Here is an 18,229-nt window from a genome sequence, read left to right as displayed (position 1 = left end):
TTATAACATTACATAAAACAGCCGCAACCCTGCCGGTGGTCATGCACGGAGGATGGCGTTGCCGTGTGGCGCAGGGAGACGGGGTCAGAGCCCTTTCCTTTGGAAAGGGATCCGACCCTGGGCCTGATCGTCAGCCGCGGCGGAACGCGGCGGGGGTACGGGCGCCGACGATGATCATGCGGATCATCGTGGAGATCTGTTCGACCAGCTCCGGATCCCTCTCCGGCGGCAGGTCCATGGCGGTGGCGCCCATCGCGAACACCAGCCGGGTGATGGCCTTGGCCACCAGCTCCGGGGCGTGCAGCACCGCGCCATCCAAGGCGGCCAGGCGCACCAGGTCGTGCTGCAGTTCTTCCTCGAAGTAGTGCAGCTCGCGTTCAACCGCGTGCTTGAAGTCGTCGGAGCCGACCGCGCCCTCGCGCAGCAGCACGTGCAGCAGCTTGTCGTCGGCACGCAGCTGCTCCATGAAAGTCTCCACGGAAACGCGTACCACGCTGGTGGCGGTAGAGGTGGCGCGCTGGCGGGCCTCGCCGATGATAGTGCGCAGCGAGCGGCCGGCCGCATCGATCAGCGCCACGGCCAGCTCGTCCATGTCGCGGAACTGCCGGTAGAAGCTGTTCGGCGCGATGCCGGCCTCGCGTGCCACTTCGCGCAGGCTGAGCGTGGACAGGCTGCGGTGCGGCCCGATCAACTTCAGGGCGGCGGCCAGCAGATCCTCGCGGCTCACCGTACGGCGGGCCGGGCTGTTGGCATCTTCGGGCGGCGACAAGGCGGTGGCGGCGGCCATGGGGGTTCCGGTGGGGCAAGGCTGAATCATACCCAATCCGGTTCAATATACACGTGTATACACAGGTGTATGTGCGCCCGTATAGTTCGCTCATGAGCGCTGTCGTCCGTCCGTCCCTGTTCTCTCCATACCGCTGGGTCTCGCCGTCGTTGTTCGATTTCTGGGCGGGCCAGCTCAATCCCCTGTGGACCCTGCGCGAGCCGATGGCCCGCCTGGTCCGGCGCGAGCCGGCCGGCGAGGGCGCGGCGACCCTGGTCCTGCGCACCAACCGGCACTGGGCCGGCATGCGCGCCGGCCAGCACGTCACCCTTGGCGTCGAGATTGAGGGGCGCCTGTGGCAGCGCAGCTACAGCCCCACCACGTTGGGGCCGCGCGAGCTGGCGATCACCGTCAAGGCGATCGACGGCGGCCGGGTCAGCCAGCATCTGGTCAATCATGCGCGGCCGGGCGAGCTGTTCCGCCTCGATGCCGCCTTCGGCGAATTCCATATGCCGGCCGCGGCGCCGGTGCTGCTGCTGGCGGCCGGCAGTGGCATCACGCCGATGCGCAGCCTGTTGCGCGACGCCTGCCAGCGTCCGCTGGCAGCACCGGTGGACCTGTTCTACTGGGAGCGCACCGCCGCCCATCTGCAGTTCCGTGATGAGCTGCAGGCGCTGGCCGCGGCACATCCGAACCTGCGCGTGCACCTGCTGGCCACCCGCGAGGGTGAGGCGCCGGCCGCGCGTATCGATACCCACGATCTGCAGGTGGCGGGCGATGACACGCCGCTGGCGCAGCGCCATGTGCTGGCCTGCGGCCCGGATGGGTTCGTTGCCGCTGCGCGCGAACGCCTGGCGCACCAGGTGGCCGGCTTCCAGGCCGAAGCCTTCACCCCGCCGGCGCCGCTGCGCGATGCCAGCAGTGAGGGCGAAGTGTCGCTGACCCTGGCCCGCAGTGGCCGCCAGCTGAGCGTGCCACGTGGCCGCTCGCTGCTGGAAAGCCTGGAAGCGCATGGCATCAAGCCCAGGCACGGTTGCCGCATGGGCATCTGCAACACCTGCACCTGTGACCGCGTCAGTGGCGCCACCCGCCACCTGCGCACCGGCGACCTGCAGTCCGAATCGGCACAGCCGGTGCGGATCTGCGTGAGCGCACCGACCACCGACCTGACCCTGGATCTCTGAGGACGCCTGCCATGACCCGCGCTACCGACCGTGCCTTGAGTACTGCCGAGATGCATGCCTTCGGCGAGGAACTCGACGCGATCCGCGACCGTGTGATCGACAGCCTCGGCGCCTCCGATACCCGCTATATCCGCCGTGTGGCCGCCGCCGTGCGCTGGTTCGGCGTGGGCGGCCGTGGCCTGCTGTTCCTGGCGGCGTTCTCGCCGCTGTTCTGGATGCCGCTGCTGTGGCCGGCCGCGATCACCGGTACGCTGCTGCTGGCGCTGTCGAAGATCCTGGAGAACATGGAGCTGGGCCACAACGTGATGCACGGCCAGTTCGACTGGACCGGCGACCCCAAGCTCAACGGCAACACCTACGAGTGGGACATCGTTGCCACCGCCGACAACTGGCGCAAGACCCACAATTTCCGTCACCACACCTACACCAACGTGCGCGGCATGGACGATGACATCGGCTACGGCCTGCTGCGCATCTTCCCGGAACAGCGCTGGAAGCCGTTCTACCTGCTGCAGCCGATCATCGCGCCGATCTTCGCGCTGCTGTTCCAGTGGGGCGTGGCCGCACAGGACCTGCGCCTGGGCCGTTGGCTGAAGGGCCGCATCAGTGGCCGTGCGATGTGGCTGCAGACCCGCCCGGTGGCGCGGAAAATGGCCCGCCAGGTGCTGAAAGACTACGTGTTCTTCCCGCTGCTGGCCGGCCCGTTCTTCCTCACCGTGATGCTGGGCAACATGGTGGCCAACGGCCTGCGCAACATCTGGACCTACGTGATCATCTTCTGCGGCCACTTCACCGCCGAATCGGAAACGTTCCCGAAGGAGTGCCTGCGCAATGAATCGCGTGGCCACTGGTACCTGCGCCAGCTGCGCGGTTCGTCCAACATCAGCGGCGGCTTCCTGATCAACGTGCTGTCGGGCAACCTCAGCCACCAGATCGAGCACCACTTCTACCCGGACCTGCCGGCCAACCGCTATGCGGCCATTGCCAAGGAAGTGAAGGACATCTGCCGCCGTTACGGCCAGCACTACAACAACGGCTCGCTGCCGCGCCAGTTCGGCCAGGTGGTCTGGCGCATCCTGCGCCACGCGTTCCCGAGCAAGCCGCGCCGCCTGCCGATGTCGGACATCATGTCCGCACCGGCATCGGCCAACGCGGGCTGATCGACTCAGCCCGCCTTCGCCAGGGCCGCCTGTTCGCGGTCCAAGCGGCGCAGGAACACCTGCATTTCCTTGCGTGCCTGCTGGTCACCCTTGCTGCCGGCCACGCTCAGCCCACGCTGCCACGCCTCGCGCGCCGCCTGCGGTTGGCCACCGGCAAGCCAGGCTTTGCCGAGCAGCTTCCAGGCGGCCGAGTACTGCGGATCAAGGACCACGCAACGGCCCAGGTGGGTGGCCGCGCGCACCGGGTTGCCGGCATCCAGCCAACCCTTGCCCAGGCCGAAGCGCAGCAGCGCGCCGTCCTTGCCGTTGGCAAGCATGCATTCCAGGGCTTCGATGTTCATCAGCGCACCTCCACCAGCAGTTCGGTGGGGCCGGGCTGGAAGCGGCCACGGTGGAACAGCAGCGGTGCGCCGCCGCTCTCGTGCACTTCGATGATGCGTCCGGCCAGCAGCAGGTGATCGCCCACCGGCCACATCGCGTGCCGGGTGCAGGTGAGATGGGCTACCGCACCGGCGATGCGTGGAGGGGCGTCCTCGTCATCATCCAGCAATGCCAGGCCGTCGAAGCGGTTGCGTACCTGCGGATCGGCAAAGCGCCGGGCCAGCGCTTCCTGCTCGGCCGCCAGCACGCTGATCGCAAAGCGGGTGGCGCGCTGGAAGGTGGACAGGCTCTGCGCGTGCAACGCCAGGTTCCACAGCACCAGTGGCGGCTGCAATGACACCGGCACGAACGAATTGATGGTCAGGCCGACCGGCTTGCCCTGTGCATCGCGCGCACAGACGATGGCCACGCCGGTCGGGAAATGACCGAGCAGCCGCCGCAGTGCACGCGGCGGCATCTCGACCGACGGCACCGGCGCCGGAGCGGGGAAGACCCCCGCCCACGGCCCGGCGTACGGCAGTGTCTCGCCGCTCATGAGGCCCTGGCCTGGCGGTAGCGCCGGCCGACCTCGGCCCAGTTGATGATGTTGAAGAACGCACCGATGTAGTCCGGGCGACGGTTCTGGTAGTGCAGGTAGTAGGCGTGTTCCCAGACATCCAGTGCGAGGATCGGGGTGTTGCCGGACAGGCCGGCGGCTGCACCCATCAGCGGGCTGTCCTGGTTGGCGCTGCTTTCCACCTGCAGGCGGCCATCGCGATCGCTGGTCAGCCAGGCCCAGCCGCTGCCGAAGCGGGTCTGCGCGGCCTTGGTGAAGGCGTCCTTGAAGGCATCGAAACCGCCGAGGTCGCGGTTGATGGCCGCTGCCAGTTCATCATCGGGTTCGCCACCGCTGGCGCTGAGCACGGTCCAGAACAGGCTGTGGTTGGCGTGGCCGCCGCCGTTGTTGCGGATGGCGCCGCGCTGCGCCTCGGGCACCGCATCGAGCTGGGCGATCAGTGCCTCGACCGGCTGATCGGCGAGGCCAGCCTGCTCGACGGCGGCATTGAGGTTGTTGACGTAGGTCTGGTGGTGCTTGCTGTGGTGGATCTCCATCGTGCGCGCATCGAAGTGCGGCTCGAGGGCGTCGTAGGCGTAGGGGAGCGGGGGAAGCGAGTACGACATCGAAGCAATCTCCGTGGGGAAGGCCAGAGAGGCTGGCCGTGGGGAGATCGTTATCGCACCTCAACATTGGTTGAGGTCAAGAGATCAGGAGGTCAAGACGGAGGCGTGGTAGTGCCGGCCGCTGGCCGGCATTCAGCGAAGGTCGGGTTGCCGGCCAGCGGCCGGCACTACCAGAACCCGCTTTCCGAACCCCCTCCCACACGGATCAACAAAAGCGCCGGCAGGCGAATCAGTCGCCAGCGATTTCATCAACTCAACCAATCCTTGCACGCACCATCCACCTGTTCACCGCAAGCCTGCTGCATCCGCTGCTGCAATCGCGCCAGCGTTTCCGCGCCCTGGTGCTTGCCGCTCCACGCCTTCAACTGCCCGGCCAGGCGCTCGAAGCGCTGGCGGGTGCGCTGGTGGTAGCCCGACGGCTGTGCCTCCAGTTCAGCGATCAGCGAGGCGGTCGCCTGCTCGATGCGTGGTGCATCGTCCGGTGCCAGCTTCAGCAGGCCTTCCACATACAGTACGCCCCACTGCACGCGGGTCGCCGGGCCCTGCGCGCCATCGTAGGCACGCTTCAGCCACTCCAGCGCACCGGCGGTGTCGCCGCGTTGCTCGGCCAGTTCGGCCAGTTCGGGCATGTAGTAGTACGGCTGCTCGCTGCGCTTCAGCTCCGCCAGCAACAGCGACTCGGCGCCTGCGTCGTCGCCGACCTGGCGCAGCGCGTAGACCGCGCTGCTGATCGTCGCCTGGCGCGCATGCGCATCGGTGGCGGCAGCGTCGGCGGCAGCCACGCGCTGCTTGACCCGATCAACCAGTGTGGCGGGCAATGCGCCCTTCGGCTGCTGCTGGCGGGCAAGGGATACTTCGGTCAGCGCACGCGACAACGCGTCGTCGGCGCGGTCGCCGCGCTCGGCGTCTGCGCGCTCCAGCGCCACCAGCAGCTGCTGCCCCAGCGTGTTGCTGGTGGCCGGTCCGGCGCTGGCCTGCTTGGCCAGCTGCGCGCCTGCATAGCCCAGCAACTCACGGTTGCGGCGGACTTCGGCGGGCTGCGCCAGCACGGCCTGCAGCAGCTCACGCACCTCGGTGGGTGGTGCATCCGGCTTTTCCGCGGTAGCCAATGCCAGCAGGGCGAAGCGACGCTGCAGAGCGGCATCCGGTGCAGTTCTGGCAAGCTGGCGCAGCACCTCGGCACTCTTGCGATCACCGGCCAGGCGATTGGCGTCCACTTCCCAGCCGTAGTCGCCCAGCACCTGCCAATCCTCCGCGGCCAGCCTGTCCGGCGTGGCGAGCGCGGTGGCCAGCGTAGCGGCGACCGCACTGCGACGGCCAGCGGCCACGGTCAGTGCGCGGGTCAGTTCGGCGGCATCGTTGCCACCGGCCACACGGGTGATTTCGTTGCGCTCCGGGTCGAGCACGATCAGGGTCGGGTAACCGCGCACGCCGAAGCGCTCACCCCAGGCCTGCGCACCTTCCTCGTCGCCATCCAGATAGACCGGCACGAACTTGCCGGTCAGCGCGATGAAGGCGGGGTCCTTGAACAGGCCGGCCTTGAGCTGATTGCACGGCGGGCACCAGACCGCGCCCCAGTACAGCAGCACCGGCCTGCCGCTGTCGGCGGCCTCGGCGAAGGCATCGTCCACATCGCCCTGGCGCCAGGCGATGGCCGTGGCCGGTGCAGCTGCCTCGGCGGAGTTGGCGGTGGAAACCGGGGCCGGGGTACAGGCGCTCAGCGCCGAAGCCAGCAGCAACACGGAAAGCGCGACGCGCATCGGCAGCATCTCGAAGGACGGGGTGACAGGCCATTGTAGGAACGGCCGGGGAGCCTGCTGATTCAGTTTGCTCATGACGGGCGTGCAGCAGGGCATGACGCCCGCCGGGCATTGCCGGGCGGGTGCCCTCAGGCCGTCGCCCGTACCATCTGCTGATACACCAGCCCATTGAACTTGCCGACGTCGCCGTCCAGCACGAAGCCGTAGCGCAGGTAGGTTGGTACTGCATTGAGCGAGGCGCGCACGGTCAGGACCGGCTCGCGCACCTGCGGCAGCACAGCTTCGAACAGGGCATGGCCGATGCCCTGGCCCTGGCAGGCGGGATCGACGAACAGCATCGCCAGGTGCCGGCCCGCCTTCAGTTCGATCACGCCGACGATGTGGTCCCCCAGCTCGGCGACCAGGATGTGGTTGTCGCCCTGCAGGCGCACGCCGAATGCATCGGCAGTGGCGACACTGGCGAACGTGGCGATGCCGTCCGCGCCGAGGGTCGGTGCCACCGCCGCGTTGAACGCGGCCAGGCACACCACGCTGATCGCGGGCAGGTCATCGACATGTGCAGGGCGGATCCTCGGCATGCAGTGTTCTTCCGGTGGTGGGCGGCGCGTCATCGTTGCCCCATGCGTGCACGCTAAGCTGCGGGCATGAGTTGTTTCAATCCCGCTTACGCTGCGTTGTTTCCAGCACAGGGCCTGAGCCTGGGCCTGATGACGCCCGTGGCAGCGCACGGGCTGGCCGACCTGGGCGAGGCGAGGCGCATCGCGCGGCTGGCCGATGACCTCGGCTTTGCCGCGCTGTGGACGCGTGACGTGCCGTTGATGGTGCCGCAGGGACCAGATGCGGCAGCCAGCGCGCTGGACGATCCGTTCCTGTGGCTGGGCATGCTGGCTGCGGCGACCGAGCGCATCGTGGTTGGCAGCGCGGCCATTGTGCTGCCGTTGCGCCAGCCGCTGCAGGTGGCGAAGTCGGCCTTGAGCCTGGACCGGATCAGTGGCGGCCGCTTCGTGCTGGGCCTGGGTTCGGGCGATCGCCCGGAAGAGTTCGCCGCATTCGGCGAGGATCTGCAGGGCAGGGCGGCGACGTTCCGTGAACGCTGGACGTTGTTGCGCGCGGCGTTGTCACCGCAGGCCGAAGAAAGGGCCGTAGTAGTGCAGGCCACCGGTGGCTTCGACGTGCTGCCGGCCCCGGCCACGCGCATTCCGATGCTGGTGGTGGGCACTGCGCGGCAGAGCCTGCAGTGGATCGCACGCGAGGCCGAAGGCTGGGCCACCTATCACCGCGAAGAGGCCGCGCAGGAAGGACGTATCGGCCTGTGGCAACAGGCGCAGGCGCACGGCACTGGCCCAGCCAAGCCGTTCGTGCAGTCGATGCTGCTGGATCTGCAGGCCGATCCGCAGGCGCCGCCCGAGCCGTTGCCGCTGGGGCTGAAGGTCGGCCGCGACGGCCTGCGCGACTACCTGCTGCGCGCGCATGCACAGGGTGTGGTGCATGTGATGTTCAACCTGGTCGACAACGGGCGGCCGATGGACGCAGTGCTGCGCGAGATTGGAGAGCAGGTGCTGCCGCATATGCTCCGGTAGGTGTCCACCCTGGTGGATACGCTCTCTGGTTGTCACCGTTGCGCTCGCCGGGCATGGCCCGGCGCTACCCGCCGGTGTCCGGAACGTTCGCATCTGCGTATCATTCGCATTTGATATCCCGATGCCGGAGCCCGTGTGACCCAACGTTCCCCCATGCACCCGACCGGACGCCTGTTCGCCGCGGTCGCTTTCATCGAGGCCGTGACCTGGGCCGGCCTGCTCGTCGGCATGTGGATGAAGTACGGCCCGATGGCCAACGTGGCGCTGGTGAAGCTGTTCGGGCCCCTGCACGGCGTGGCCTTCCTGGTCTATGTGGCAGTCACCCTGTTCGCAGCGGTGCGCCTGCGCTGGCCGTGGTGGGCCAGTGCCCTGGCGCTGCTGGCGGCCATCCCGCCGCTGGTGACGCTGCCGCTGGAGTGGTGGTTCAAGCGCCGTGGCCTGCTGGGCCTGCGTGCGATGCGCTGAACCTGCTGTTGCATGCCCATTCAAGAGAATGGGTATCAAATGCAAATACGAGCCGTTATCATTTGAGGGTGGCATCCGGTCCGGAGCAGGGCCGGTACCGGGTGGGGCGCGCAGGCGCGCCCGGCCATCCTTTCCTGTTACGGCTGGTGTTTCATGCACGCACGTCCCGTCGTTCCCGGCTTGCCGGCGCTGGTGTTGGCTGCCCTGATCGGCACCATGGCGATGATGTCCTTCGTCGCCGTGATCGGCCCGGTGGTCCGCATGCTCGGCCTGTCCGAATGGCATGCCGGCCTGTCGGTTACCGCTGCAGGCGTGTTGTGGATGCTGGCTGCACGCCCGTGGGGGCAGCTCAGCGACCGCATCGGCCGCAAACGGGTGTTGATGCTGGCGATGAGTGCCTACACCGTTGTCTACATCGCGCTGGCGGTGTTCATCGACGTTGCCCTGCAGGCGGTGCCGCCGGTGCTGGTATCGGTACTGGTGCTGGTGGGTGCGCGTGGCCTGATCGGCCTGTTCTACGCGGCGGTGCCACCCACTGCTGCGGCTCTGATCGCCGACAAGTCGCCAACTGGACAGCGTGCCAGCTTCCTCGCGCGGCTGGGCAGCGCAAATGCATTGGGCATGGTGCTGGGCCCGGCCGCCGCTGGCTGGCTGGCCTATACGAATCTCTCGCTGGCGCTGTACGTGGCTGCACTGCTGCCATTGGTGGCGTTGGCGCTGCTGGCCTGGCGACTGCCGGCGACGCCCCCGGTGGCCGCTGGCAACGCACAGCGTCGCACGCCCATGAGTCGCCTCGACCCACGCCTGCGCCTGCCACAGCTGGCGGCGTTCATCGCGATGGTCTCGGTGACCATCGCGCAGGTCACGGTGGGCTTCTTTGCGATTGATCGCCTGGGCCTGGACGCGGCGGCGGGCGCGCGCATGGCCGGCATTGCACTCACAGCGGTCGGTGTCGGCCTGATCCTGGCGCAGGCGCTGGTGATGAAGCTGGACGTACATCCACGCCGCTGGATCGTCCTGGGCGCCCTGATTTCCGGCATCGGCTTTGCCTCGGTGGCAGGCGTGCAGCAAGCCTGGCAGTTGCCTGCAGCCTACGCGCTGGCAGCGTTCGGCATGGGCTTCGTGTTCCCCTCGTTCCAGGCGCTGGCCGCTGACGCAGTGGAAGCGCACGAGCAGGGGGCTGCCGCTGGCACCGTCGCTGCCGCGCAGGGATTGGGCATGGTGGCCGGGCCGATGCTCGGCACGCTGTTGTATCGCGGCGGGCACAGCCTGCCATACCTGTTGGTCGGTGCGCTGCTGCTGTTGCTGTGCGCGCTGGCCGCAGCGCATCGGATGAAGGAGACCCCATGAACGATTCCCTGATGCAGGGGGCGTGGCCGGAAGCAGCGTCAGCGCCGCTGGAGAGCAGCGACGACGCGTCGCTGTTCCTGTTGCAGCATGCCGGCCAGCACGTGCACGCCCGCGGTTGCCGCGCCACGCTGCCGGCCGGTGCGCTGGCGACATTGGCAGAACGCGTTTCGGAGTTCTTTGCGCAGCAGCGCGGCGGTCCGGGCCTGCTGGTTGGCGCTGTGCCGTTCGAACCGCGTGCGGACGATGCGCTTTACCAGCCTGAGCGGCTGCTGCCGGCTCTGCCGCTGCAGCCGCAGGCCGCACCGCCGATGGACGGCGCCCTGCTGGCCGAGCCTGCGCCGCAGGACTATGCCGCTGCAGTCGCTGCGGCAGTGCAGGCGTTGCGTGCGCCCGAGCAGAACCTGCACAAGGTGGTGCTGGCGCGCAGCCTGCTGGCACGCACCCGCCAGGCACTGTCTCCGGATGTGCTGCTGGCACGCCTTGGTGCAGATCCCTCGGTGGCAACCTACACGGTGCCGTTGCCGGTGGAGCCGGGTCAGGCGCCAGCCTGGCTGGTGGGGGCAACCCCGGAGTTGCTGCTGCGCAAGCGCGGCGCCGAGCTGTTGTCGCACCCGCTGGCGGGCTCCGCCCGGCGCAGCGCCGATGCCGCAGAGGACGAGCGTGCCGCGCAGGCGCTGCTGGCCTCGACCAAGGACCATGACGAGCACCGCCATGTGGTCGAGGCCATCGTCGAGGGCCTGGCGCCGTACTGCAGCCACATCGATGCACAGCCGCGCCCCGTTCTGCATGCCACCGCAAGCATGTGGCACCTCGGTACCCGCATCCACGCCACCCTGAAGGATCCGCAGACGACCGCCGCTGAACTGCTGGCGCAGCTGCACCCAACGCCAGCGGTCTGCGGAACGCCGCAGCAGGCGGCGCTGCAGCGCATCCGCGAGCTGGAACCTGTGCCGCGTGGCTTCTATGCCGGCGCCGTGGGGTGGTTGGACGCGCAGGGTGATGGCGACTGGTACGTGGCGATCCGCTGCGCGCGCCTGCAGGGCACGCAGCTGCGCCTGTATGCCGGTGCCGGCATCGTCGCCGACTCGCAACCCGAGGCAGAGGTTGCCGAAACCGCAGCCAAGTTCGCTGCCCTGTTGAATGCGCTCGGCGTACATGAGCCGGTGCCCACCATCGAGCCTGCCGCATGAACGCTTCCTCCGGTTTTTCCCGCCTGCCACTGCAGCAGGTGTGGCCTGATGACCTGGTCGCCCGCTACCGCGAGGCAGGGCATTGGCGCGGCGAGACCTTTCCGGCGTTCCTGCGTGAGCGCGCGGAGCGCTACGCCGACGATATCGCGGTGGTCGCCGGTGATGTCCGCCTGAGCTACGCGCAGCTATGGCACGAGGCAGGACGCATCGGCGCGGGGCTGCTGGCACTCGGCCTTCAGCCGGGCGAGCGGGTGCTGGTGCAGCTGGGCAACAGCGCGGGGTTCATCGCTACGATCTGCGGCCTGTTCCGCGCTGGCCTGGTGCCGGTGTACGCGCTGCCTGCGCATCGCATCACCGAACTGGTGCATTTCGCCAACAAGGCCGAGGCCAGTGCCTACATCACTGCCGACGTGCATGATGGCTTCGATCACCGTACGCTGGCCCGGGTGCTGCAGGCCGAGGTGCCCGCAGTACGCCATGTGGTGATCGATGGCGATGCCCAGGGGTTCACCGCGCTGGAGGCGCTGCAGGGCGATCGCAGCGAGCTGCCGGCCGACCCGGACCCGCAGTCGGTGGCGTTCCTGCAGATTTCCGGCGGCAGCACCGGGCTGTCCAAGCTGATTCCGCGCACCCACGACGACTACATCTATTCGTTCCGCGCCAGCAATGCGATCTGTGGCATCGACCGCGACAGCGTCTACCTGGTCGCGCTGCCGGCCGCGCACAACTTCCCGATGAGTTCGCCGGGCTTCTTCGGCGCGTTGTACGCAGGTGCCCGCGTGGTGCTCAGTCCGGGCCCCGGCCCGGATGCGGCCTTCCCGCTGATCGCGCGGGAGCGGGTGACCTGCTGTGGCCTGGTGCCACCGCTGGCATTGCTGTGGGCGCAGGCGGCCGCTACCAGCAAGCATGATCTGTCCAGCCTGCAGGTGTTGCAGGTGGGCGGCGCCAAGCTGGTGCCGGAAGCTGCGCGGCGGGTGATCGACGGCCTCGGCTGCACCCTGCAGCAGGTATTCGGCATGGCCGAAGGGCTGGTGAACTACACCCGCCTGGACGATCCGGAAGACCTGGTCGTGGCCTGCCAGGGGCGACCGATCAGCCCTGACGACGAAGTGCGCGTGGTCGATGACCATGACCAGCCAGTGGCCGAGGGCGAGGTGGGGCATCTGCTGACGCGCGGCCCTTACACCATCCGCGGCTACCACAACGATGCGGTGGCCAATGCGCGCTCGTTCACCGACGACGGCTTCTACCGTACCGGCGACCGGGTGCAGCAGCTGCGCGGTGGCTACCTGGTGGTACAGGGCCGTGCGGGTGACCACATCAACCGCGCCGGCGAGAAGATCTCCGCCGAGGAGATCGAGGACCACCTGATGGCACATCCCGGCGTGTTCGATGCGGCCGTGGTCTCCATTCCCGACGAGTACCTGGGCGAGCGCAGCTGCGCCTTCGTGATCCCGCAGGGCGAACCGTTCAAAGCCCCGGCACTGAAGGCGTGGATGCGCGGGCGCGGCCTGGCCGCATTCAAAGTGCCCGACCAGGTCGTGTTCATCGACAGTTTCGATACCACTGCGGTCGGCAAGATCAGTCGCCGCGAACTGCGCGCGCAGCTGCGCGCGCGTCATCTGCAACAGACAGGAGGAACGCGCTGATGGCGCTGCCCCGTATCACCGACTATCCCTTGCCGACCGCCGCCGAACTGCCGCAGGCGCGTGGACCGTGGCGCCCGCAACGCGATCGTATCGCGCTGCTGGTGCATGACATGCAGCGTTACTTCCTGGCCGCATTCGACGCCGGTAATGCACCGCTGCGGCCGGCCGTGGACAACGTCGCACGCCTGCTGGCGCATTGCCGCGCACACGGCATTCCGGTGTTCTACACCGCCCAGCATGGCGACCAGGATCGCCGCGACCGTGGCCTGCAGGCCGACCTCTGGGGCCCGGGCATGCGCCGCAGTGCCGATCATGAGCCGATCATCGAGGCGCTGGCACCGCAGCCGGGCGAGCACGTGCTGGTGAAGCACCGCTACAGCGCGTTCCAGCGCAGCAACCTTGAGACGCTGATGCGGGTACGTGGGCGCGACCAGCTGCTGGTGACCGGCGTGTACGCGCATATCGGCTGCACCGCGACCGTGATGGAAGCGTTCCAGCGCGACATCGAAGCGTTCATTGCCGCCGATGCGGTGGCGGACTTCTCGCGTGTCGATCACGATCAGGCGCTGTACTGGATTGCGCGCACCAGTGGCGTGCCGATGACCACCGACCAGCTGCTGGAGGTGCTGTGATGGCTGCCATGGGTGATGCGCTGGATCTGGAGCGGATGCGTGCCGACGTGGCGCGCGTGCTGGAGTGCACGCCGGCCGAGATCGGTGACGACGACAACCTGATCGACCTGGACCTGGATTCGATGCGCATGCTCGGACTGGTCCTGGCGTGGGGCAACACCGGCCTGCCGCTGGAGTTCTCGCAGCTGGCCGAGCACACCACGCTGCGCCAGTGGTGGGGCGTGGTGCAGAAGCTGCAGGCCGCACAGAACGCATGAACGCCGTCGCGCTGGCCACGCCGGTGGCATTGACCGAGGCGCAGGCGGGATTGTGGTTCGCACAGCGGCTGGCACCGGACAACCCGTCGTTCAACACGGCCCATGCGGTGTGGATCGAGGGGCCGCTGGATGTGGCTGCGTTCGTCGCAGCGGCAGACCAGGCCGCAATTGAGGCGGAGGCCTTCGCGCTGCGCTTTGCCGAGGGCGACGACGGCCAGCCCCTGCAGTGGCACGATCTGGCTCACGTGCCACGGCTTTCGGTACGCGATGTTTCCGCCGAGGCGGATCCCGCAGCCGCGGCGCGTAGCCTGATGCACGCCGACCGGCTGAGCCCGGTGGATCCCTCCCGCGACCGGATCAGCCAGCAGCTGCTGCTTGATCTGGGCGGACAGCGCTGGGTCTGGTACCTGCGTGTGCACCATCTGGCCGCCGATGGCTACGGCATGGCGCTGTTCACTGATCGCGTGTGCGCGTTGTACGCAGGTCGTACGGATGAGCCACTACCGGGGCTGGCGGGCGTGCTGGCCGATGACGTCGCCTATCGTGCCGATCCGCGTCGCGCGCAGGCTGGTCAGTGGTGGCGCGAGTACATGCAGGGCGCGCCGGCAGGCGTGGGCCTGGCCGGTACGCTTGCGGCCAGCGACGACGCGCTGCGCTGGGTGCAGCCGCTCGATGCGGCGTTCCGCGGGCAGCTGCTGCAGGCCGCGGTGCGTTGGCTTCAGCCCTGGCCGGACGTACTGGCCGCGTTGTCGGCCGAGTACCTGCGACGGATGAGCGCCGCCGATGAAGTGGTGCTGGGCGTGCCCTACATGGGGCGGCTTGGCAATGCGTCCGCCCGGGTGCCTGCGATGGTGATGAACGTGCTGCCGCTGCGGGTAGCGGCCGGCGAGGGCAGTGTCGAGGCGTTTACCCGGGCATTGGGCCGGCAACTCAGCCAGGGTCGCAAGCACGGCCGCTACCGGGGCGAGCAGCTGCGCCGGGACCTGGGCCTGGTGGGCGCGCAGCAGCGGCTGCTCGGTCCGCTGGTGAACGTGCAGCCGTTCTACAAGCCGCTGGCGCTGGCCGGCGTGCAGGCGACGCTGGAGGTGCTGTGCACCGGGCCGGTCGATGACCTGACGCTGGGCTTCCGTGGTGATGGCCAGAGCCTGCTGGATCTGGAGATCGAGGCCAACCCCGCGCTGTACAGTCGCGAGGATGTACAGGCGCACGCGGCGCGGTTGCTGCATTTCGTGTCGGCGGCACTGCAGGCTGAGGACATCGCGGCCGTATCACTGGCCACCGCCGAGGAGGCGCAGGCGGTGGTCCACGGATTCAATGCCACCACGCACGCGCTGCCGCAGACCACGCTGGTCGAGTTGCTGCAGCAGGGGATGGACCGTGATCCGCACGCACCCGCGCTGGTCTTCGGTGTTTCCACGCTGGACTACGCAACACTGGAAGCGCGCAGTTTCGCGCTGGCCGCACAGCTGCGCGCGATGGGCGTCGGCCCGGGCAGCGTGGTGGCGGTGGCATTGCCGCGCTCGCCGGAACTGGTGATCGCGCTGGTTGCGGTGCTGCGCGCAGGCGCGGCCTATCTTCCGCTGGACCTCGCACATCCCGATGAGCGCCTGGCGCGTATTCTCGCCTCGGCGCAGCCGGTGTGCGTACTGGCAGCGGCGGACGTATCGGCGCGTATGGCCGGTGTGCCGGTGCTTGCGCCGGAGCAGTGGACTGCGCTGAGTTTTGCCGCACCGTGGGCCGATCCTGCGCCCGGCGATGCGGCCTATGTGATCTACACCTCCGGTTCGACCGGCGAGCCCAAGGGCGTGGTCATCGAACACCGCGCCATCGTCAACCGCTTGCTGTGGATGCGCGAGCACTATGGCTTCGGTGCCGATGATCGTGTGCTGCAGAAGACCCCGGCGACCTTCGATGTCTCGGTCTGGGAATTCTTCCTGCCGCTGCTGTGCGGGTCCACCCTCGTGCTCGCTGCGCCGGACGCGCATCGCGATCCCACTGAACTGGCCCGGCTGATCCGCGACCAGGGCATCACCACGGCGCATTTCGTGCCCTCGATGCTCGATGCCTTCCTCGCCGCGCCGGCTTCGGCGGGACTGCAGCTGCGTCGGGTGTTCACCAGTGGAGAGGCGCTGGATGCGGCGCTGCGCGACCGCTTCCATGCGCGCGTGCACGCCGAGCTGCACAACCTGTATGGCCCGACCGAAGCGGCCGTGGACGTCAGCTACTGGCCGGCTTCGGCGCAGGATCGATCGCGACCGGTGCCGATCGGGTTCCCGGTATGGAACACCCGCCTGTACGTTCTGGACGCCCGGATGCAACCTGTCCCGGTTGGGGTGCCCGGCGACCTGTACCTGGGCGGCGTACAGCTGGCGCGTGGCTACCTGGGCCGCGATGACCTGACTGCCGAGCGTTTCCTGGCTGATCCGTTCCTGGCGGGCGAGCGCATCTACCGTACCGGCGACGTGGCGCGCTGGCGCCCCGATGGTGCGGTCGAATACCTCGGTCGCAGCGACCATCAGGTGAAGCTGCGCGGCCTGCGCATCGAGCTGGGCGAGATCGAGGCGGCACTGCGCGAACTGCCCGGAATGGAGCGCGCGGAAGTGCTGCTGCGCCAGGACCTGCCCGGCGATGCGCGGCTGGTGGCCTATGTGTCGCCGGCGCTTGCCGATGCCGTGATGCTGCGCAGCCACCTGGCCACGCGCGTGCCGGACTACATGGTGCCCTCGGCGTTCGTTGGTGTGGATCATTGGCCGGTGACCGCCAATGGCAAGCTCGACCGCAACGCGTTGCCGAAGCCACCGCAACATGACGTTGTCGGCTTGGCGCCGCGCACGCCGTTGGAACAGGAACTGGCGTTGCTGTTTGCGCAGGCGCTTGGTCGTGAAGCGCCGGTGGCGGTGGATGCGGACTTCTTCAGCCTTGGCGGCGACTCGCTGTCGGCGGTGCATCTGCTGCTGGCGATCGAACAGCGCTGGCGCTGCGATCTGGGTCTGGGGGCCTTGTTTGCGCAGCCCACCGTGGCTGCGCTGGCGGTACGCATTGCCGAGCCGCCCGCGCTGGCCGATCACGCGCTGGGGCCGGTGATCGCGCTGGCCGCGACCGAATCTGCCGGACCCACGCCGCTGTTCGTGCTGCACCCGGCCGGTGGCATCGCCTGGAACTATCGGACGCTGGCGCGTGCCCTGCAGCCGGCGCGGGCGGTGTATGGCCTGCAGTCGCCCGCGCTGGACCCGAAGCAGCCGTTGCCGTCCAGCATCGAAGCCATGGCCAATGACTACGTGCAGCGGGTGGTCGCGTTGCAACCGAAGGGACCGGTGCATCTGCTGGGCTGGTCGGTGGGTGGCATCCTCGCCCAGGCAATGGCGGTGCGGCTGCATGAGATCGGGCGCGAGGTCGGCGAGCTGGTGCTGCTGGACGCCTATCCCAGCGAGTGCTGGCGGGCCGAACCGGAACCCGATGCCATCGCCGCATTGCGCGCACTGCTGGCGATTGCCGGCCACGACCCGGACGCACATCCGGAACTTGACAGTCGTGAACGCATTCTCGCGTTCCTGCGCCGCGGTGGCAGTGCGCTCGGCAGCTTGCCGGATATGGTGCTGGACGGCGTGGTGCGCGCGGTGACCGGGACCAATCGACTCATCCGAGAACACATTCACCAACCGTTCGACGGCACGCTGGTGCACGTCCGCGCTGGCCGTGATCATCAGGCGCGGCCACAGCTGCAGTCGGCGTTGTGGCGGACGCACGCGCGCAGGGTGCAGGCGCTGGAACTGCCGTTCCTGCACGCCGAACTGACCGGCCGCGATGCGGTGGCCCAGCTGGCACCGTGGTTGTCGGCGCGGCTGCGCCAATGGGACGAGCAACAGGAGATCGCAACATGCAGTTGACCGGTTTTGAAGGCCGCGTAGCGCTGGTGACCGGTGCATCCGGCGGCATCGGTGAGGCACTGGTACGGCTGTTGGCCGAGGCCGGCTGCACGGTGGTGGCGACCGACCGCGGAGTGCCCGAGGCAGTGGATGCACGTGTGCACGCCTTCGCCCTGGACGTGACCGACAGTGCGGCCGTGGACGCGCTGGTGGATCAGGTGGAGGCGCGCATCGGGCCGATTTCGCTGGCGGCCAGCGTAGCCGGTGTGCTGCATGTGGGCGGCGTCACCGAAACCGACGACGACGCCTGGCGGCGGGTGTTCGCGGTCAATGCCGATGGTGTATTCCACGTCGGTAGGGCGTTGGCGCGGGTGATGTCACCGCGTCGGCATGGCGCGATGGTTACCGTCAGCTCGAATGCGGCGGGCGTACCGCGGCACGGCATGGCCGCCTATGCCGCGTCCAAGGCCGCGGCCACGATGTTCACCCGCTGCCTCGGGCTGGAGCTGGCGCCGTTGGGCATCCGTTGCAACATCGTCGCCCCGGGTTCAACACTGACGCCGATGCAGACCGGCATGTGGCGGGACCAGCACGGCGCAGAACGCGTGATCGCCGGCAGCCTGGAAACCTACAAGGCCGGCATTCCACTGCGCAAGCTGGCTACCCCGGAAGACATCGCTCATTCGGTGATGTTCCTGCTCTCGGAGCAGGCCGGGCATGTGGCGATGAGCGACCTGTACGTGGATGGCGGCGCCACCTTGCGCGGGTGAGTCCTGCCAATGCCGKCCGCYGGCCGGCAACCCATAGCCCCCGGTAGTGCCGGCCGCT

At 68.5% G+C, this 18,229-nt stretch carries 17 protein-coding genes; 11 read left to right on the top strand and 6 right to left on the bottom strand.

Features of this window, described 5'->3' with window-relative positions:
* Positions 1-130: 130 nt before the first annotated feature.
* Positions 131-787, bottom strand: coding sequence for an HTH-type transcriptional repressor FabR (gene fabR / locus D7T59_RS01715; protein ID WP_180851105.1), 657 nt, complete (start codon positions 785-787; stop codon positions 131-133).
* A gap of 92 nt (positions 788-879) precedes the next feature.
* On the opposite strand from fabR, the gene D7T59_RS01710 reads away from it, so the two are divergent.
* Both D7T59_RS01710 and D7T59_RS01705 read left to right on the top strand, forming a co-directional pair.
* Complete coding sequence (locus D7T59_RS01710) at positions 880-1,950, top strand: ferredoxin reductase (RefSeq protein WP_180851104.1); 1,071 nt, start codon at positions 880-882, stop codon at positions 1,948-1,950.
* Between the two features lie 11 nt (positions 1,951-1,961).
* Positions 1,962-3,110 (top strand): fatty acid desaturase family protein, encoded by a 1,149-nt coding sequence (locus D7T59_RS01705; protein ID WP_099553346.1) that lies wholly within the window; start codon positions 1,962-1,964, stop codon positions 3,108-3,110.
* Positions 3,111-3,115: 5 nt separating this feature from the next.
* Here D7T59_RS01705 and D7T59_RS01700 read toward each other — a convergent pair whose 3' ends face one another.
* The 5 genes from D7T59_RS01700 to D7T59_RS01680 all read right to left on the bottom strand — a co-directional run bounded on the left by D7T59_RS01700 (position 3,116) and on the right by D7T59_RS01680 (position 6,990).
* Positions 3,116-3,451 carry a tetratricopeptide repeat protein gene (locus D7T59_RS01700; protein ID WP_049428438.1) on the bottom strand — a complete coding sequence of 112 codons (336 nt, stop codon included), beginning with the start codon at positions 3,449-3,451 and terminating at the stop codon, positions 3,116-3,118.
* The gene (locus tag D7T59_RS01695) at positions 3,451-4,026 is read right to left on the bottom strand and encodes a flavin reductase family protein (RefSeq protein WP_180851103.1); all 576 of its coding nucleotides are present in this window, start codon (positions 4,024-4,026) and stop codon (positions 3,451-3,453) included. The genes D7T59_RS01700 and D7T59_RS01695 overlap by 1 nt, the downstream gene beginning before the upstream one ends.
* Entirely contained in the window at positions 4,023-4,652 is a 630-nt protein-coding gene (locus D7T59_RS01690) for a superoxide dismutase (RefSeq protein ID WP_180851102.1), read from the bottom strand. The genes D7T59_RS01695 and D7T59_RS01690 overlap by 4 nt, the downstream gene beginning before the upstream one ends.
* A gap of 248 nt (positions 4,653-4,900) precedes the next feature.
* The gene (locus D7T59_RS01685; RefSeq protein ID WP_180851310.1) at positions 4,901-6,421 is read right to left on the bottom strand and encodes a thioredoxin family protein; all 1,521 of its coding nucleotides are present in this window, start codon (positions 6,419-6,421) and stop codon (positions 4,901-4,903) included.
* Between the two features lie 119 nt (positions 6,422-6,540).
* Complete coding sequence (locus D7T59_RS01680) at positions 6,541-6,990, bottom strand: GNAT family N-acetyltransferase (RefSeq protein ID WP_164136335.1); 450 nt, start codon at positions 6,988-6,990, stop codon at positions 6,541-6,543.
* 66 nt (positions 6,991-7,056) lie between these two features.
* Between D7T59_RS01680 and D7T59_RS01675 the strand changes: the two genes are divergently transcribed.
* The 9 genes from D7T59_RS01675 (at position 7,057) to D7T59_RS01635 (ending at position 18,171) form a co-directional block, all read left to right on the top strand.
* Complete coding sequence (locus D7T59_RS01675) at positions 7,057-7,992, top strand: TIGR03571 family LLM class oxidoreductase (RefSeq protein ID WP_180851308.1); 936 nt, start codon at positions 7,057-7,059, stop codon at positions 7,990-7,992.
* 153 nt (positions 7,993-8,145) lie between these two features.
* Entirely contained in the window at positions 8,146-8,457 is a 312-nt protein-coding gene (locus D7T59_RS01670; RefSeq protein ID WP_164136371.1) for a DUF3817 domain-containing protein, read from the top strand.
* Positions 8,458-8,610: 153 nt separating this feature from the next.
* Complete coding sequence (locus tag D7T59_RS01665; RefSeq protein ID WP_180851307.1) at positions 8,611-9,807, top strand: MFS transporter; 1,197 nt, start codon at positions 8,611-8,613, stop codon at positions 9,805-9,807.
* Positions 9,804-10,997, top strand: coding sequence for an isochorismate synthase (locus D7T59_RS01660; RefSeq protein ID WP_180851306.1), 1,194 nt, complete (start codon positions 9,804-9,806; stop codon positions 10,995-10,997). Before D7T59_RS01665 ends, D7T59_RS01660 begins: the two co-directional genes overlap by 4 nt.
* A complete protein-coding gene (locus D7T59_RS01655; RefSeq protein WP_180851305.1) occupies positions 10,994-12,646 on the top strand; it encodes a (2,3-dihydroxybenzoyl)adenylate synthase in 1,653 nt (550 codons plus the stop codon). The genes D7T59_RS01660 and D7T59_RS01655 overlap by 4 nt, the downstream gene beginning before the upstream one ends.
* Entirely contained in the window at positions 12,646-13,278 is a 633-nt protein-coding gene (locus D7T59_RS01650; RefSeq protein WP_180851304.1) for an isochorismatase family protein, read from the top strand. The genes D7T59_RS01655 and D7T59_RS01650 overlap by 1 nt, the downstream gene beginning before the upstream one ends.
* Positions 13,278-13,535: a phosphopantetheine-binding protein gene (locus tag D7T59_RS01645; protein WP_180851303.1), complete on the top strand. Its 258-nt coding sequence runs from the start codon at positions 13,278-13,280 to the stop codon at positions 13,533-13,535. Before D7T59_RS01650 ends, D7T59_RS01645 begins: the two co-directional genes overlap by 1 nt.
* Entirely contained in the window at positions 13,532-17,422 is a 3,891-nt protein-coding gene (locus D7T59_RS01640) for an enterobactin synthase subunit F (RefSeq protein ID WP_180851302.1), read from the top strand. Before D7T59_RS01645 ends, D7T59_RS01640 begins: the two co-directional genes overlap by 4 nt.
* The gene (locus D7T59_RS01635; RefSeq protein WP_180851300.1) at positions 17,413-18,171 is read left to right on the top strand and encodes a 2,3-dihydro-2,3-dihydroxybenzoate dehydrogenase; all 759 of its coding nucleotides are present in this window, start codon (positions 17,413-17,415) and stop codon (positions 18,169-18,171) included. The genes D7T59_RS01640 and D7T59_RS01635 overlap by 10 nt, the downstream gene beginning before the upstream one ends.
* Positions 18,172-18,229: the final 58 nt, after the last annotated feature.

The sequence above is a fragment of the Stenotrophomonas maltophilia genome, from assembly GCF_013464915.1.
Taxonomy (GTDB): Bacteria; Pseudomonadota; Gammaproteobacteria; order Xanthomonadales; family Xanthomonadaceae; genus Stenotrophomonas; species Stenotrophomonas maltophilia_AT.
The sequence above is the reverse complement of the archived record's forward strand: the minus strand, read 5'-3'. Positions and strand labels throughout refer to the sequence as shown.